We start from the raw sequence: 15982 nt of genomic DNA, 5'->3' as shown, positions 1-15982 counted from the left end.
CGGACGCACAGCCCGAGATCGCCTCCGTCGTCACCACCGCGCACCGCGGCGCGATGGGCTATGCGCCCGAGAACACGCTCGCCGCGTTCCAGGTGGGCATCGAGCAGGGGTCCACCTGGATCGAGTCGGACGTCCAGCTCAGCAAGGACGGGGTTCCGGTGCTCATGCACGACACCACGCTCTCGCGCACCACGAACGTCGAGGAGGTCTTCCCCGACCGCGCGCCGTGGCGCGTCGCGGACCTCACCGTGGCCGAGATGAAGCAGCTCGACGCGGGCTCGTGGTTCGGCCCGGAGTTCGCCGGCGAGACCGTGCCGACCCTCGCCGAGATGATCGAGCAGGTCCGCACGAGCCGCTCGGGCATCCTGATGGAGCTCAAGGCGCCGGAGCTGTACCCCGGCGTCGAGCAGAAGGTCATCGACGTGTTCGAGTCCTACCCCGCGTACGTCGACTCGGCGCTCGCGAGCGGCCGCCTCGCGGTGCAGAGCTTCAACAGGGTGTCGATGAAGACGTACTCCGACCTGGCGCCGGAGACGCCGGTCGGACTGCTCGGCGCCCCCGCGGTCGCGACGCTGCCGGCGTACGCCGAGTGGGCCGACCAGATCAACCCGAACTGGGCCCAGGCCACGCCGGAGTACATCGACGCCGTCCACGCGCAGGGCATGGACGTGCACGTGTGGACCGTCAACGACACGGCCACCATGACGCGTCTGCTGGACTCGGACGTCGACGGCATCATCACGAACTTCCCCGACCGCCTCGAGAACCTGCTCCTCGAGCGCGCGAACGACTGATCGCACCTGGCCTGGATCCCCGTCGGCGTCGCGCCGGCGGGGATCCGGCGTCAGCGGCGGCGCTGCGCGTCGCGCGGGTCGATCGCCACCCGCACGGCCTTGCCCGCGGCCGCGGCCGCGAGCGCCTGGTCGACCTGGGCGAGCGGGTAGCGGGCGCTCACCAGCTCGACGAACGGGTGCTCCGCCGCGTGGTGGCGGAGGTAGCCGAGGGCGCCGCCGAGGTCCCGCGGGGTGTAGTTGTGCACGCCCCGGATGGTGGCCAGCCCGCGGACGAGCCGCTCCGGGTCCAGCGGCACCGGGTCGGACGGGAAGACGCTGTCGACCAGCACGACCACTCCCCCGACGCCCACGGCGTCGATCGCGGCCTGCACGGCGCGCGGCGAGCCGGAGGCCTCGAGCACGACGTCGAACTCCGCGGCCCCGGTGGCGGCGAGCGCGGAGTCCAGCGCCCGGCGTCCCGTCGGGTCCACGGCCTGGGCCGCGCCGAACCGGGTGGCGAGCGCGCGGCGGGCCGGATCCGGATCCGCGACGACGACGGTCGCGCCGCGGTCGCTCGCCATCGCGCACGCGGTCAGGCCGATGAGCCCGGCGCCCATGATCAGCACCGTGGCGTCGTCGACGTCGACCACCTCGTCGGCCCGCGCGAGCGCCGCCCATGCGGTGGCGGAGCCGCATGCCGCGGGCGCCAGGACCTCGGCGGGCAGCGCCTCGCCGACGCGCACGATGGTCGTGCCGTCGCGCAGGTGAGCGTGGGTGGCGAAGCCGCCCGTCAGCTCCCACCGCGGCTGGATGCGCTCGTGCCCGTACTTGACGAGCGAGCGGCACTTCTGCGGCACGCCGTGCCGGCAGCGGTCGCAGTCGCGGCAGCTGGCCATGATCGACCACACCACACGGTCGCCGACCTGGACCACGGCGCCGTCGACGGCCCGCACGCCCTCCGCCACGTCGACCACGCGGCCGACGTACTCGTGGCCGAGGACGAGCGGCGTCGGCGCGGCGCGGCGTCCTTCGACCGTGTGGATGTCCGATCCGCAGACCGTGGCCAGCTCGATCTGCACGAGCGTCTCGCCCGCGCCGAGCCCGACGCCCGGCACGGCGACGGTCTCGTGCGGGCGACCGGCGCCGGTCCACACCATCGCGAGGGCGGGCGGCGTGAGGCAGACGCTCCGCGTCGTAGGGGCGGGCGTCTGGGCGAGGGCGGGCGAGGCCACGTCAGCCCCGGTGGCGCTCGGGCAGGCCGAGGAGCGCGCGCAGCCCCGTGACGTCGTCGATCACGGCGTGCGCGCCCGCGGCCTCGAGCGCCGCGCGGTCGTGCGCCCCCGTGAGCACTCCGACCACCAGGCCGGCGCCCGCGGAGAGCCCCGAGGCCACGTCGCTCGCGGTGTCCCCCGCGACGACGATCGCGCCGACGCCGGAGACCTGCGCGACGAGCGCGGCTCCGAGCACGAGGTCCGGCGCGGGGCGGCCGCGCCCCACGTCGACGGGCGAGAGCGCCTCGTCGACGAGGTCGCGCCACCCGAGTCCGTCGAGGATGGCGTCGCGCGTCACGGGCGCGAAGCCCGTGGTCAGGACGACGCTCACGCCCGCGTCGCGCAGGTCCTCGAGAAGCTCCCGGGCGCCGGGGATCGGCTGCACGCCGTCCTCCGTGATGAGCTCGGCGTAGGCCCGCTCGAACGCCGAGGTGGCCTCCTCGGCGCGGGCGCGGTCTCCCCCGGCGAGATGCGTGAAGACGTCGATCTTCGACTGGCCCATCGTGTCGCGCACGTACTGCAGCGCCTCCTCCCAGGGCATCCGGTCGGCGACCCCGGTGCGCTCGTTGGCGCGCTGGAAGGCGCGCTCGACCACGCCGTCGTCGCGGACCGTCGTGCCGGCCATGTCGAGCACGACCAGCTCGACGGTCGACAGCGGCTGCGCGACGGGGACGGCGGCCTCGGCTACCTGGGACATGCGGTGGATCCTCTCTCGGGGCCCGCTCCGCCCGGCAGCGGATGCCAGTCGATCCGATGTCGATCCGAGAGCCGTGCCGAGAGTGGTGCGAGCGCAGTGCGCCGCCCGTCGCCTGCGCTGCCGGGACCGCCCGGGGGCGGGTCCCGGCCCGCTTCCGCCGACGGGCCTTCTCCAGCGTCGCACCCCGTACGGACCGGAATATTCCGCTCGCGGCATTGTTCAGCCGCCGTTCACCGAGCCTTCCGCGGAGGGCTCGGCGGGCGTCACGCGCCGGCCGCGGCCTCGCCGGTCAGCGGGATCGCGCGACCGTCAGGACCCGACGGAGCCGGCGTCCGTCACGGAGACGCCTAGGACCCGGCGGAACCGGCGTCCGTCACCGAGACGTCCGTGCGGTGGAAGCGCTGGAACGAGCGTGACGCCGTCGGTCCACGCTGCCCCTGGTAGCGGTTGCCGTAGGCACCCGAGCCGTAGGGGCTCTCGGCGGGCGAGGTGAGGCGGAAGAAGCACAGCTGACCGATCTTCATCCCCGGCCAGAGCTTGATCGGCAGGGTCGCGACGTTCGAGAGCTCGAGGGTCACGTGGCCCGAGAAGCCGGGGTCGATGAAGCCGGCGGTGGAGTGCGTGAGCAGCCCGAGGCGGCCGAGGGACGACTTGCCCTCCAGGCGCGCGGCGACGTCGTCGGGCAGGGTGACCGCCTCGAACGTCGAGCCCAGCACGAACTCGCCGGGGTGCAGGATGAACGGCTCGTCGGGCTCGACCTCGACCAGGTGCGTCAGGTCGGGCTGGTCCTCGGCCGGGTCGATGAACGGGTACTTGTGGTTGTCGAACAGCCGGAAGTACCGGTCGAGCCGCACGTCGATGCTCGACGGCTGCACCATCGCCGGGTCGTAGGGGTCCAGGCCGATGCGGCCCGAGTCGAGCTCAGCCTTGATGTCGCGATCCGAGAGCAGCACGGCACCAGCCTATTGGGCGGCGCCGGCTCGAGCCGTCGCGGCGACCCCGGTCGGACCCCGTGGCACACGCCGGGCTCTCTCGTCAAGTGGGAGGCGCACGGCGGCCGGTTCGCGTTACATCGGTGATCAAGCCACGTCGGAAGGAGAAGCGCATGTCGCAGGACCAAGGCCAGACGCACACCGGAGGCGCCGACACGACGGCCCCGACCACGGCTGAGGAGGCGAAGCAGGCGGCCGCCGAGACCACCGGCACCGCCCGCGCGGAGGCGGAGGCCTCGGGCGCGAGCGCCCGCGAGGAGGCCGCCGCCACGGTCGAGGAGGCGAAGGAGCGCGCCGCGGAGGCCGCCGCCAAGGCCGAGGACGAGCTGACGGATCAGGCGGCGACGGGGCAGCACAAGGTCGCCGAGGGGCTGCGCACGGCCGGCGACAAGGTCGGGTCGCTGTCGCAGAAGGAGGGCGTGGTCGGCGATCTCGCCGGCAAGGCCTCCGAGGGCCTCAAGCAGGCGTCGGACTGGGTGTCGCAGCGCGACCCCGAGACGATGATGACCGAGGCGAAGTCGTTCGCGAAGCGCAAGCCCTGGGTCGTCGCCGCGATCGGCGCCGTCGCGCTCATGGTGCTCAACCGCCTCACCCGCGCCGCGACCGGCGGCCGGAAGAAGCGCTGAGCCCAGCGCCCCGGCGCCGAACCCGCATCCGATTGCCGAACCCGCGTCCCATCGGACGCGGGTTCGGCGGTCGACCGCGGGTTGGACGAGCCTCGGATGAGCGCTGTTATGCTGGCTGACACGCGCTCCGGCGCGTACGGGGCTGTAGTTCAATGGCAGAACTTCTGCTTCCCAAGCAGACAGCGCGGGTTCGATTCCCGTCAGCCCCTCCATATGACATCCATGGATCCGCGGATGTCGTCTCGTCGTCGAAGGCGGGTTCTCGGATGAGCACAGAGCCGAGCAGCGGGCGTTCGCGGGACTGGGCGACGATCCCGAACGCGATCACGCTCCTGCGACTGGCGCTCGTCGTCCCCATCGTCATCCTGCTCGTGGGGCACGGCGACCCCGTCCTGACGGTCGTCCTCCTCGTGGTCTTCGGTGGGTCCGACTGGGTCGACGGGCATCTCGCCCGCCGGCTCGGCCAGACCAGCCGGACCGGCGCCATGTTCGATCCGATCTCGGACCGCATCGGCGTCGTCGCAATCGTGGTGGCGCTGGTCATCGCCGGCCATCTGCAGATGTGGGTGGCCCTGGCCGTGGGCGTGATCGACATCGCGCTCACCGCGCTGTACCTGAGCGTGCGCCCCGCGCAGCCTCCGCAGGTGACGCGACTCGGCAAGATCCGCACCGCGGTGATGATGTCGGGCATCGCGCTCGTCGGCTTCGGGCTGCTTCCCGGCGCGGGGGCCGTCGCCACCGCGGGCCAGGTCATCTGCGCGGTCGGGGCGGTCATCCACGTGGTGGTCGGCGTCGGCTACATGCGCACGATCCTGCGATCGCCGCGGCGCTGAGCCGGAGCGGATGCCCGCACTGCGGCAAGGTCGGCACCGCGCGGTAGGGTCGGCGCCGTGATCTTCGAGTTCGAGTCGGTCGTGTTCCGGTGGCAGGCGCGAGACGACTCGCCCTGGTACTTCACCGCGGTTCCGCCCGAGCTGAGCGAGGACATCCGCGAGATCCCCCGGCCGCGCAGCGGCTTCGGGTCCGTGCGCGTGCGGGTGCGGGTCGGCGAGACGGAGTGGGCGACGTCGATCTTCCCCGACTCGAAGAGCGGCTCATATGTGCTTCCGCTCAAGAAGGCCGTGCGCGAGGCGGAGGGCCTCCACGACGGCGGGAGCGTGACCGTGCGGCTGCACGTGCTCGACGCGTGAGCGCGCGCGGGCCCCGCCCCGATGGCGCGCCCGCTACCGTGGATCCATGCCCGCCGATGCCCGCGATGACGAGGTCGATCTGCTCATCGACGCGTGGTCGCGGCGCCTGCCGGATCTCGACCTGACGCCGCTCGACGTGATGTCGCGGCTGCGCCGCGCCGCAAACCGGCTGGCGAAGCTGCGCGCCGAGGTGTTCCGCGGCGCGGGGCTCGCCGCATGGGAGTTCGACGTCCTCGCGGCGCTGCGGCGCGAGGAGCCGCCGCACGAGCTCACGCCCATGCAGCTGGTCGGAGCGACGATGATCGGCAGCGCCGCCATGACTCACCGGATCGACAAGCTCGTCGAGCGCGGGCTGGTCGAGCGCCGCCCGAACCCGCGCGACGGCCGCGGCGTGCTCGTGCGGCTCTGCCCGGAGGGGTCGGCGCGCGCGGACGCCGCGATGACGGCTCTCGCGCTGCGCGAGGCCGAGGAGCTGCGCGGCCTCAGCCGCGAGGATCAGGGCACGCTCGCGCGCCTGCTGCGCGTGCTCGCCTGAGTCAGCCGGCGAACACCGGCGCCAGGCGGTGCCACTCGGCGTCGAGCCACTCCCCGACGATCCGCGCGCGGTCGTCCGTCTCCGCGGCGGGGAACGCGATGCTGCGCGTGGGCACGCTGGCGCCGAGCTCCACCAGGAGGGGCCGCAGCGTGTGCTCCACCGCCAGCGTGTGCGCGGGCGAGCCGATGGTGAGGATCGGCACCGCGGCCACGCGCGACAGGCCGTTCGTGCCGTACCGGTCGAGGAACGCCTTGAGCAGTCCCGTGTACGCGCCCTTGTAGGTGGGGCTCGCCACGACGACCAGGTCCGCGGTCGCGACGTCGTCGCGGAGCACGTCGACCTCGGGCTCGGGGAAGCGGAAGATGCGGTCGGCCAGGTCCGCGAGGTCGATGGTCGGGCGCACGGTCGCGCCGGAGCGCTCGGCGACCTGTGCTGCCACCTCCTCGGCGACGAGGCGCGTGCGCGACGACGGCTGCGGGTTGCCCACCAGGACGGCGATCTCGGTCATGCCCCGATCCCACCGCGTCGCGCCGCCGCGCGGCAAGGGATCCGACTCACTCGGTAACGGGGGCGGCCGCCCGGAGTCGGCCCCGCGCATCCGCCACGCACAGGATGACGACGAGCGCCACGGCGAGCGCGCTGACCGCCGCGAGCGCGTACGGCACCGGCGTGCGGCTCGCGCCGCCGATCAGGAACGCATCGGCGACCGCCATGCCCATCGGGAAGCCCGCCCAGAAGTACGCGATGGGTCCGAGCGCGACGATGCCCAGGATCCAGACCGTGGCCGTGAGCGGCCGCATGCGCCCCGCGATCGCGAGCGCGGCGAGCGCGACCGCGGCGATCGCTCCCGGTGCGAGGCACACGACGGCGGCGGTCGCGCCCGCACTATGGCTCTCGCCGCCCGCCGCGATCCCCGCGACGATCTCGTCGTGGCTCAGCCCCGGCATCGCGGCCATCGGCTCCCACACCGTGATCGACAGGATGCCGACCGCCGCGTACGCCACGGCGGCGAGCGCGGCGAGGACGGTCACCGGCTTCGTCATGGCGCCACCCTAGCCGTGGCGGTCCACGCGAGGATGGACGCACGGACTCGACGGAAGGGACCCCACATGACCGGGAACAGGATCGCGCTCGTCACCGGCGCGTCGTCGGGCATCGGCGAGGACGCCGCCCTCCGCCTGCAGGCCGCGGGGTACACGGTGTACGGCGCCGCGCGCCGCGTCGACCGGATGGCGGGTCTGAAGGAGCGGGGCGTGAGGATCCTGCCGCTCGATCTCACGGACGACGAGTCCGTGCGCGCCGCCGTGGACGCGATCATCGGCGAGTCCGGGCGGATCGACGTGCTCGTCAACAACGCCGGCTACGGGTCCTACGGGGCGATCGAGGACGTGCCCATGGACGAGGCGCGCGCCCAGATCGAGGTCAACGTGTTCGGCCTGGCGCGCCTGACGCAGCTCGTGCTGCCGCACATGCGCGCGCAGCGCACGGGCACGATCATCAACATCAGCTCGATGGGCGGCCGGTTCGTCACGCCGCTCGGCGGCTGGTACCACGCGAGCAAGTTCGCGGTCGAGGCGCTGAGCGACGCGCTCCGGCTCGAGACGCGACCGTTCGGCATCCGGGTCGTCGTGATCGAGCCGGGGTCGATCCGCACGGAGTGGGGCGCGATCGCCGCCGACACCCTGCGGCGGACGTCGGCCGGCGGCGCCTACGCCCGGGTCGCGGACCGCGTGGCCACGACGCTCGAGGAGACCTCCGGGCCGGGCGCGCGGACCTCGGATCCCGCCGTCATCGCACGGACGATCGTGCGCGCCGCGACGGCGCGCCGCCCCCGGACCCGCTACCTGGTCGGCTTCGGCGCGGCCCCGGCGGTGCTCCTGCGCCGGGTGCTCCCGGATCGGGCGTTCGACGCCGTCATCCGGCGCGTCTTCCGCGTCTGAGCGCGCGGCGTCCGCGCCGCCGTGTCAAGCCCATCCCCCGCGTCCTCGCGCCCGCCTACCGTGGGAAGCCCGGATGAAGGAGGCGACCGTGAACAGCGTGGGACCCTCGAGACACGGCGATCCGAACCTCGTGCGCAATCAGCCGGCGCTGCACACGCCGAAGCGGTGGATCTGGCTGGTGCCGGGGCTGCTGCTCGCCGTCGCGGCGATCTTCGCGTTCGCCGTGTCCATGCCGATCAACATCGCGCTCGCGTGGATCGGGATCGCGTTCGTGACTGCCGCCGCGGTCGCCCTGGTCGTCACCGCGCTCAGCGTCAGGGACGACCGGCAGCGCAACCTCGTCATGGCCGGGCTGATGGCGATCATGGCGGCCATGTCGCTGGTGCTGCTGGTCGCGATCCTGTGGGCGAACGCGCTTCCGCGCGCGTGACCCCGATCAGGCCGTCGGCTCGGCGACGGGCTCGTGGCCGGGCCGGTGACGCGAGGTCCACACCGCGCCCGCGCTCGCGCTCATGACCAGCGCGACACCGGCGACCTCCAGCACCGTGAGGTGCTGGCCGAGCAGGAGGAACCCGGCGAGCGCGGCCGTGGCCGGCGCCAGGCTCATCAGGATGCCGAACGCGGCCTCCGTGAGGCGCCGCAGAGCGATCAGCTCGAAGGCATACGGGATGGTCGACGACAGCACGGCCACGGCCAGGCCCATCGCGAGGAGCTCGGGGCGCAGCAGCACCGGCCCCGCCGCGAGGATGCCGGACGGCAGCGAGATCAGCGCCCCGATCGACATCGCGAGCGCGAGCCCTTCCAGCCTCGGGAAGTCCCGGCCCACGCGCGCCTGCCCGCGGATGTAGAAGGCCCAGCTGGCGGCCGCGCCCAGCGCGCACCCGACGCCCACGGGATCGAGCCGGTCCCATCCCCCGCCACCCAGCGCGAGCACGCCGAGGAGCGCGATCGCGGCCCAAAGCCAGCGGGATCGCGTGCGCCCGACCAGGATCGACAGCGCGAGCGGTCCGAGCACCTCGATCGTGACCGTGACCCCCAGCGCGAGCCGCTCCAGCGCCACGTAGAAGAACCCGTTCATGACGGCGAGCGCGATGCCGAGCCGCGCGACCGACCACCACGCCTCGCGCGTGCGACCGCGCAGCGCGGGCCGCGCGATGGCCATCAGGATGACCGCGGAGAAGACGAGCCGCAGCATCACCATGCCGAGCGGGCCGGTGTGCGGGAACAGCAGGACGGCGATCGCGGCGCCGACCTCCTGGCACGCGAGGCCCAGCGCGACCAGGCCGACGGCAGGGCCCGAGCCCGGGCCGCGGCCGCTCACTCGATCGGGCACACGGCGCGGTCGGCGATGCGCTGGTGGTAGTCCTCGGCGGTCCAGGGCAGCCCGAACTCGGGGGCCGTCTCCCCCTCGCGCGCGGGCACCTTCGACACGATCGCCGCGAGCTCCTTCGCGAGATAGCCGACGAGGGACTCGGGAGCCGCGGAATTGTTGAGCACGACCGCGACGGTGAGCCCGTTGTCCATGTCGGCGTAGGCGCTCGTCATGTATCCCGGGACGGTCCCCTGCTGCCCGACCATGGAGCCGGCGATGAACGTGCCGCCCGCGTACTGGTACCACGAGTCGCTCTTGGTGCTGATGGGCTTCGCGTCGGCCCAGCGCGGGGCGAGCGCATCGCCGTCCTTCGCGCGGGCGGCGAGAGACGCCGTGTAGGCGCCCAGGTCGTCGATGGTCGAGACGGCGCCCGAGTCGGTGTAGCCGAAGCTCGCGGACATCTCGGTGTACTCGCGCGGAGCGACGCAGCCCGCGTCGCGGTCCTCCTGGTCGGAGTAGTAGCCGGGGAGCGCGGGTTCGCCGGGCGCCTCGGCGCGCGCGCCGGGAAGCCGGGTCTGGTCCAGGCCGAGCGGGCCGGTGACGTACCGGCGCATGAGCGCGGCGGGCGTCTCGCTCGCGGCGTTCTGCAGCGCCACGCCGAGCAGCAGGTAGCCCGTGTCGGAGTCGGTGAACGCGACGCCCGCCTCGGTGCGGTCCTTGCCGAGGCCGGCGGCCGCGACCTCGCGGGCGTTCCACTCGCGCTCGGGCGTGCGGAGGTAGTTGTCCAGCAGGGTGTCGTGCGACCGCGCGAGACCCGACGTGTTGTCGCACAGCTGCTTGAGCGTGACGTCGGTCAGGTCCGGCGTGCTGGGCACGTACTTCGACACCGGGTCGTCGAGCTCGACGATGCCGTCCTCGACCATCCCGTACAGCACGTCGCATGTCATGGGCCGGGTCATCGACGCGATCCGGAACGCCATGTCGGTGCTCACCTCGGAGCCGCCCTCGTGCGCGGTGGATCCCAGACCCGTGACCCAGGCGCCCGCCCAGGGCACCCAGACGCCGACGATCGCCCCGGATGATCCGGTCGCGGCCATCGCGTGCTCGACCGCGCCCTGCAGCTGCTCGACCGTGTCGCCCGGGAGCTCGCCGCTCACCAGGTCGGGCGTGGTCGCGTCGCGCGGATCGCCGCCCGTGCAGCCGCTGATCGCCACGGCGATCGCCGCCGCCCCCGCGAGCGCCGCCACCGCGCGACGCCACCGACTTGTGATCCGCATGTCACCCCCGAGACTGGACTTCTCCCGAGTCTAGGCTGTGGCCGCCGCGAACCCGTGCGTCAAGCGGCCGACCCGGCCGGAGCCGGTTCGCCTCAGGTCGTGGCGGCCGCCGATCCGGCCTGCTCGCGCGCGGCCGCCTGGCGCTGCTCCCACACGTCCTTCATGAAGCGGCGCACGTCCTGGTCGACCCGGATGTCGCTGGGCCGCAGCGGCCGGGACAGGTACAGCCCGTCGAGCGACGTGAGGCGGCTGAGCGCGACGTACGTCTGGCCGGGCGCGAAGGCGCCGGCGCCGAGATCCACGATCGCGCGGTCGTAGGTCTTTCCCTGCGACTTGTGGATGGTGACGGCCCACGCCAGGCGCAGGGGGAACTGCGTGAACTCGGCCACGACCTCGCGGCTGAGCTTGCGCCCGATCGGGTCGTACGCGTAGCGGTACTTCTCCCACACCGCCGGCTCGACGTCGAACTCCTCGTCGTCGACCTCGACGCGCACGGTCTCGCCCACGATCCGGGTGACGGTGCCGATCGTGCCGTTCACCCAGCGCGGCGGCTCGCCCGGCGAGCCGGTGTCGTTGCGCAGGAACATCACCTGCGCGCCGACCTTGAGCTTGAGCTCCTCGTCGGCCGGGTACACGTCGCCGCGGCCGAAGTCGCCGTTCACCTCGGCCTTGGCCGTCTGCTCCCGCCCCGGCAGCTGCGCGAGGTGCTTGGCGTTGATCGCGTTGACGCGGTCGTTGCGCGTCGCGAGCGTGATGATCGGATGCTCCGGATCGTCCGGGGGCGTGCGCGCGCCGGTCGCGTTCAGGACGTCCGCGATCTCCTTCGTGACGCGCCCGTACCGGACCGCGTTGAGCATCGCCTTGAATCCGTCGTCGGCCTGACGGTGGATCTGCGTCAGCTCGCGGATGTGCAGGTGCGCACCGTGCCGTCCGAGCTCGATCAGGCCGTCGCCCTCGGGCTCCCGGCCCGCCCACACGTGCGCGTCGAAGAACCAGAACGAGCGGTAGTGGTCCGCGATGTAGCGGGCCTCGTCGCCGCGCGGCGGCACGGGCGCCAGCTGGTACGGGTCGCCGAACATCACGACCTGCACGCCGCCGAACGGCTCGCCGCGACGGCCGCGCGCCTGGCGGAGCGACCGGTCGATCGCGTCCATGAGGTCGGCGTTCACCATCGAGATCTCGTCGATCACGAGCGTGTCGATCGCGTTGAGGAGCTTGCGGGTGTTGTCGTTCTGCTCGATGTCGCTGTCGGCGATCAGGCCGATCGGCAGTTTGAACAGCGAGTGGATCGTCTGGCCCTCGACGTTCAGGGCCGCGACCCCCGTCGGCGCGCACACCGCGATCTGCTTGCGGGTGTTCCACGCGAGGTGGTTCAGCAGGGTCGACTTGCCCGTGCCGGCCCGTCCCGTGACGAACACGTGCTCGCGCGTGTCCTCGATGAGGCGGAAGAGCTCCTCCTGCTCGGAGGACAGTGCGGGCATGGGATCCATCCTCCCATCCCGGCATTCGAGGACGCCGCATCACCCTCCGAGACGGGCGCCGGCCCCGGTCGCGCACGACCGGGGCCGGGTGATCCGATCCGCCCTGGATCAGCTGCCGTAGAGGGCGACCACGCCGGCGCGGTCCTCGCTCGTCATCGACAGGTCGTCGGACGTGCCGTTGCACTGCGGGTAGTGCATGATCGACGCCGAGTCGTACGGGGTCAGCGGACGCCAGTTGCTGTCCTCGAAGCACGTGCCCGACTCGGGGCGGGTGTGCTCGTGGCGGAAGCCGAGGACATGGCCCAGCTCGTGGCCGATGATGTTGGTCGGGGTCCACGAGCCCGAGCTCCAGATCGAGTCGTCGATCAGGACGTTCTGCTGACGCGCGGGCGTGCTCGGGAAGAAGGCGCGGGCGATGTACTGCGTCGTCGAGACGGGCTCGACCGAGAACAGGACCGCATTGTTGCGCGTGGTGCACGAGCCGTCGGCGCTCGGGACGTAGACGAAGTCGACCTTCGACGACGCGGACTCCCACAGCGCGGCCCCGCTGGCCATCGCGCTGACGACATCGGCGTGACGGGCGCCGAACTTCGTGCTGACGCAGTCTCGCTCCCGCCCTCGACGTACGCCGAGGGGCGGACCGCGGCCGCGCCGACGGCGCTCAGGGTGAGCCGGGCGGCCCTTTCGTAGACTGGCGCAATGGATCAGGCCACGGCGAGCGCGGCGCCCGCGGCGATCCCGCAGGACGGGGCCGGATCCGCGGCGCCCCCGCGGCGCACACCGCGCCAGCAGCTCACGCGCGACCTGATCCTGCTCGGCGTGATCTTCGCGCTGCTGGCCGCGGCGATCTGGGCGGGGTTCTCGGCCCTGTACCGCCAGTACTGGGGACCGAGCGCGTTCGTGGAGCGCTACCTCGAGCTGATCGCGGAGGGACGCGCCGCCGACGCCCTCACGGTGCCGGGCGTCGCGATCGACAGCGCCGACCTCGAGGCGGCCGGCCTTCCGGTCTCGGCGAGCGAGGCGCTCCTGCGCAGCGCCGCGCTGACGTTCGACCTGCGCGACGTCGAGATCACGCAGGAGCGCCCGGTGGCGGGCGGCTACGAGGTGACGGCCGCCTACGCGATCGACGGCACCCGCGGGCAGACCGTCTTCACCGTGCGCCGGTCGGGCACCGAGGGGATCGTCCCGCGCTGGAGCTTCGAGACGAGCCCGCTCGGAATGCTGGAGGTCGGCGTGCGCGGCTCGATGCAGTTCGAGGTGAACGACTTCGAGATGGACAAGCGGCAGGTCTCGCCGGACGGCGTGGACGCCGATCCGCTCGCCCCGGTCTCGCTGCTGGTGTTCTCCCCCGGTCTCTACACGGTGGAGGTCGACACCCCGACGGCCGAGGCCGAGCCCGTGCACGTGCTCGCGGACGCCGCGCTGCGCAAGGTGCCGCTCGACATCCAGGCCCAGCCCACCGAGGCGTTCGCGGACGTCGTGCAGCAGCAGGTGGGCTCGTTCCTCGGGGAGTGCGCCACGCAGAAGGTGCTGCAGCCCACCGGATGCCCGTTCGGCATCCAGATCGACGACCGGGTGTTCCCCGAGACGCTCGCGTGGTCGATCCTCGCGACGCCCGGCGTCGAGATCGTGCCAGACGGCGCCCACTGGGCCATCTCGCCCGCGACCGGCACCGCGCACATCGAGGTCGACGTGCAGGCGATCTCGACCGGCGCCGTCTACCACCTGAGCGAGGACGTGCCCTTCGTCATCGACGGCACGGTCGAGATCCTGCCCGACGGCACCGCCTCGATCCTCGTCGGCAGCCCCGCGCTGAGGTAGGTCAGCGCCCGGCGGCGGCGTCCCGCTCCGCGATGCGGGCCAGGCGCGCGTTGTAGGCGTCGAGCTCCGCGTCGTCCGTGCGATCGGCGTGACGGTCGGCCCGGCGCTGCTGGCGCTCGTCGCTGCGGCTCCACTGGATCGCCACGATGATCGCCGTGATGAGGGTCGGGATCTCGCCGATCGACCAGGCGACCCCGCCGCCGATGTACTGGTCCTCGAGCGGCGTCGGGCCCCACGTGCGGCCCATCGCCCCGAACCACTCCGGCACCATCAGGCCGGTCTGCATCATCATCGCGACGCCGAAGAACGCGTGCATGGCCATCACCACGATCAGCGTCACCAGGCGGCCCGCATACGGCATCCGGTACGGCAGCGGATCGATCCCGGTGAGCGTCATCACGAACAGGAACCCGGAGATCAGGAAGTGGGCGACCATCCACTCGTGGCCGAGGTGGTCGTACAGCGTCCAGCGGAACAGGTCGGTGTAGTAGAAGATCCACAGCGACCCGATGAAGATGCCCGCCGCGACGAGCGGATGCGTGACGACCCGCGCGAACGGGCTGTGCACGGCCCACATGATCCACTCGCGGCCCCCGCGCGTGCCGTCGTCGCGCTTCTCGACCGCGCGCAGGGCGAGCGTGATCGGCGCGCCGGGGACCAGCATGAGCGGGATCGCCATGGTCAGCAGCATGTGCCCCAGCATGTGCATGCTGAACAGGTAGTCCTGGTACGCGTTGACGGGCCCCGAGGTGACCCAGAACAGCATCAGCAGGCCGAGGATCCACAGCACCGTGCGGTACAGGGGCCAGCGGTCGCCGCGGCGGCGCAGACGGATGACGCCGGCGACGTAGAAGAAGATGCCGAAGCCCGCCGCGAACGCCCACAGCAGGTCGACGTCCCACGCGGTGAACCAGCGCTCGACCGTGAGCGCCGGCGGCAGCGGCTCGTCGGTGAGGATCTCGGCGGGCGTCGAGCTGTACGGCGTCTCGGTGAGGGGCGGCGAGGTGCGCGCCAGCGCGGCGGCCGCGCCCGACGCGACGCCCATGAACGCGAGCTCGACCGCGATGAGGGTCCAGAACACGCGCGCGGGCTCGGCGCCGGTCCGGCCGATCAGGCGGCCGCGGTACCAGGAGGCGAGCACGCCCATGAAGACCAGCGCGGCCACCTTGAGGCACACGATCGCCCCGTAGGGGGTCGCGAGCTGATCCCACGCGCCGATCGACGAGAGCGTGCGCGCGAAGCCCGACAGTGCGACGACCACGAAGGCGACCAGGGCGAGGGTCGAGTATCGCGCCAGGACCGCGCCGATGCGGCCGGCGGGCAGAACCGGGCGCAGGGCGGCCAGCGTCACGAGACCGCCGAGCCACACCCCGGCGGCGATCACGTGCAGGCTGAGCGCCATCACGGTCGCGTCATGGCTCGCCAGGTCGCCGGAGTGCCCCTGGGTGGCCATCGGGACGAGCGACGCGATCGCGAGGACCGCGGTCAGCAGCGCCGCCGTCCACGACCGGATGGCGAAGGCCAGCACGGTGACGGCGGCCGCCGCGATGGTCGTGATCAGCCAGGTCCGCCCGAGCTCGACCTCGGTGAGGAACGCGCCGAGCTGCGACCCGAACTCGGGACCGGCCGACAGCTTCGGATTGAAGGATTCGAGGAACGTGAGGAACCCGACGGTGCCCGAGGCGACCGTGAACACGGCCGCGCCGATCGAGGCGACGTCCAGCGCGCCGTCGAACTCCCGCTCCCCCGCACGCAGGGCGTACAGCGCGAGCACGAGAGCACCGACCATGACGGCGGCCGACAGGTTCACGAGCAGCTTCGCGAGCGGCAGCCCCCAGCGCACGAACGGACCGGGATCTCCCGTGGCGAGCGGCTCGGCGGCACCGCCGTACGCGAGCGCCGCGAGGGCCGTGAGCACCGCCGCGACGAGCAGGATGACGGGCCCTGCGGCCCGCAGCGCGCGCGGATTCACCCGTCCAGCCTAGGTCGTCCGAGCGTGGCGTCGGCTGGGAGCGATCCGGCTCCGACAGCGCTTGTCAACCCCATTCACCGGGAATAGCAGCGCCC

The 15982-nt window shown here is 72.8% G+C and carries 18 protein-coding genes and 1 tRNA gene; 9 read left to right on the top strand and 10 right to left on the bottom strand.

Annotation, left to right across the window (positions count from 1 at the left end; genetic code table 11):
- The first annotated feature begins 53 nt into the window (after positions 1–53).
- Complete coding sequence (locus ASD19_RS01335; protein ID WP_055987996.1) at positions 54–794, top strand: glycerophosphodiester phosphodiesterase; 741 nt, start codon at positions 54–56, stop codon at positions 792–794.
- A 50-nt stretch (positions 795–844) separates the two neighbouring features.
- Here ASD19_RS01335 and ASD19_RS01330 read toward each other — a convergent pair whose 3' ends face one another.
- From ASD19_RS01330 to dcd, 3 genes are all read right to left on the bottom strand, one after another.
- Complete coding sequence (locus ASD19_RS01330; protein ID WP_055987994.1) at positions 845–2005, bottom strand: zinc-binding dehydrogenase; 1161 nt, start codon at positions 2003–2005, stop codon at positions 845–847.
- Position 2006: 1 nt separating this feature from the next.
- A complete protein-coding gene (locus tag ASD19_RS01325; protein ID WP_055987992.1) occupies positions 2007–2741 on the bottom strand; it encodes a phosphonatase-like hydrolase in 735 nt (244 codons plus the stop codon).
- 347 nt (positions 2742–3088) lie between these two features.
- Positions 3089–3694, bottom strand: a complete 606-nt coding sequence (gene dcd, locus ASD19_RS01320) for a dCTP deaminase (protein WP_055987990.1) — start codon at positions 3692–3694, stop codon at positions 3089–3091.
- Between the two features lie 152 nt (positions 3695–3846).
- Between dcd and ASD19_RS01315 the strand changes: the two genes are divergently transcribed.
- From ASD19_RS01315 to ASD19_RS01295, 5 genes are all read left to right on the top strand, one after another.
- Positions 3847–4359 (top strand): hypothetical protein, encoded by a 513-nt coding sequence (locus tag ASD19_RS01315; protein WP_055987988.1) that lies wholly within the window; start codon positions 3847–3849, stop codon positions 4357–4359.
- 138 nt (positions 4360–4497) lie between these two features.
- Positions 4498–4571: transfer RNA gene (locus tag ASD19_RS01310), tRNA-Gly, on the top strand.
- Between the two features lie 54 nt (positions 4572–4625).
- A complete protein-coding gene (locus ASD19_RS01305; RefSeq protein WP_055987986.1) occupies positions 4626–5192 on the top strand; it encodes a CDP-alcohol phosphatidyltransferase family protein in 567 nt (188 codons plus the stop codon).
- Positions 5193–5249: 57 nt separating this feature from the next.
- Positions 5250–5549, top strand: a complete 300-nt coding sequence (locus tag ASD19_RS01300; RefSeq protein WP_055987984.1) for a DUF1905 domain-containing protein — start codon at positions 5250–5252, stop codon at positions 5547–5549.
- Between the two features lie 46 nt (positions 5550–5595).
- Positions 5596–6084: a MarR family winged helix-turn-helix transcriptional regulator gene (locus tag ASD19_RS01295; RefSeq protein ID WP_055987982.1), complete on the top strand. Its 489-nt coding sequence runs from the start codon at positions 5596–5598 to the stop codon at positions 6082–6084.
- A gap of 1 nt (position 6085) precedes the next feature.
- Here the strand turns inward: ASD19_RS01295 and ASD19_RS01290 are convergent, their stop codons facing one another.
- Entirely contained in the window at positions 6086–6592 is a 507-nt protein-coding gene (locus ASD19_RS01290) for an NADPH-dependent FMN reductase (protein ID WP_055987980.1), read from the bottom strand.
- Positions 6593–6638: 46 nt separating this feature from the next.
- Positions 6639–7127, bottom strand: a complete 489-nt coding sequence (locus ASD19_RS01285) for a hypothetical protein (RefSeq protein WP_055987978.1) — start codon at positions 7125–7127, stop codon at positions 6639–6641.
- Between the two features lie 66 nt (positions 7128–7193).
- Here ASD19_RS01285 and ASD19_RS01280 point away from each other — a divergent pair, with 66 nt between their 5' ends.
- Together ASD19_RS01280 and ASD19_RS01275 are read left to right on the top strand one after the other, a co-directional pair.
- Entirely contained in the window at positions 7194–8024 is an 831-nt protein-coding gene (locus tag ASD19_RS01280; protein WP_055987976.1) for an oxidoreductase, read from the top strand.
- An 88-nt stretch (positions 8025–8112) separates the two neighbouring features.
- Positions 8113–8454 carry a hypothetical protein gene (locus ASD19_RS01275; RefSeq protein ID WP_134745243.1) on the top strand — a complete coding sequence of 114 codons (342 nt, stop codon included), beginning with the start codon at positions 8113–8115 and terminating at the stop codon, positions 8452–8454.
- Positions 8455–8460: 6 nt separating this feature from the next.
- Here the strand turns inward: ASD19_RS01275 and ASD19_RS01270 are convergent, their stop codons facing one another.
- The 4 genes from ASD19_RS01270 to ASD19_RS01255 all read right to left on the bottom strand — a co-directional run bounded on the left by ASD19_RS01270 (position 8461) and on the right by ASD19_RS01255 (position 12649).
- A complete protein-coding gene (locus tag ASD19_RS01270) occupies positions 8461–9345 on the bottom strand; it encodes an EamA family transporter (RefSeq protein ID WP_055987972.1) in 885 nt (294 codons plus the stop codon).
- Positions 9342–10613 carry a serine hydrolase domain-containing protein gene (locus ASD19_RS01265; RefSeq protein ID WP_055987970.1) on the bottom strand — a complete coding sequence of 424 codons (1272 nt, stop codon included), beginning with the start codon at positions 10611–10613 and terminating at the stop codon, positions 9342–9344. The genes ASD19_RS01270 and ASD19_RS01265 overlap by 4 nt, the downstream gene beginning before the upstream one ends.
- Positions 10614–10705: 92 nt before the next feature.
- Complete coding sequence (locus ASD19_RS01260; protein ID WP_442922487.1) at positions 10706–12094, bottom strand: ATP-dependent DNA helicase; 1389 nt, start codon at positions 12092–12094, stop codon at positions 10706–10708.
- Positions 12095–12202: 108 nt separating this feature from the next.
- Positions 12203–12649 carry a M57 family metalloprotease gene (locus tag ASD19_RS01255; RefSeq protein WP_235562933.1) on the bottom strand — a complete coding sequence of 149 codons (447 nt, stop codon included), beginning with the start codon at positions 12647–12649 and terminating at the stop codon, positions 12203–12205.
- Positions 12650–12793: 144 nt separating this feature from the next.
- On the opposite strand from ASD19_RS01255, the gene ASD19_RS01250 reads away from it, so the two are divergent.
- Entirely contained in the window at positions 12794–13915 is a 1122-nt protein-coding gene (locus tag ASD19_RS01250; protein ID WP_055987967.1) for a hypothetical protein, read from the top strand.
- Between the two features lies 1 nt (position 13916).
- On the opposite strand, the gene ASD19_RS01245 is transcribed toward ASD19_RS01250, so the two are convergent.
- Positions 13917–15887 (bottom strand): cytochrome c oxidase assembly protein, encoded by a 1971-nt coding sequence (locus ASD19_RS01245; RefSeq protein WP_055987966.1) that lies wholly within the window; start codon positions 15885–15887, stop codon positions 13917–13919.
- Positions 15888–15982 lie beyond the last annotated feature (95 nt).

Source organism: Microbacterium sp. Root53 (assembly GCF_001426925.1).
Taxonomy (GTDB): Bacteria; Actinomycetota; Actinomycetes; order Actinomycetales; family Microbacteriaceae; genus Microbacterium.
Note: the sequence above shows the minus strand (reverse complement) of the source record. Positions and strands in the feature narration are given on the sequence as shown.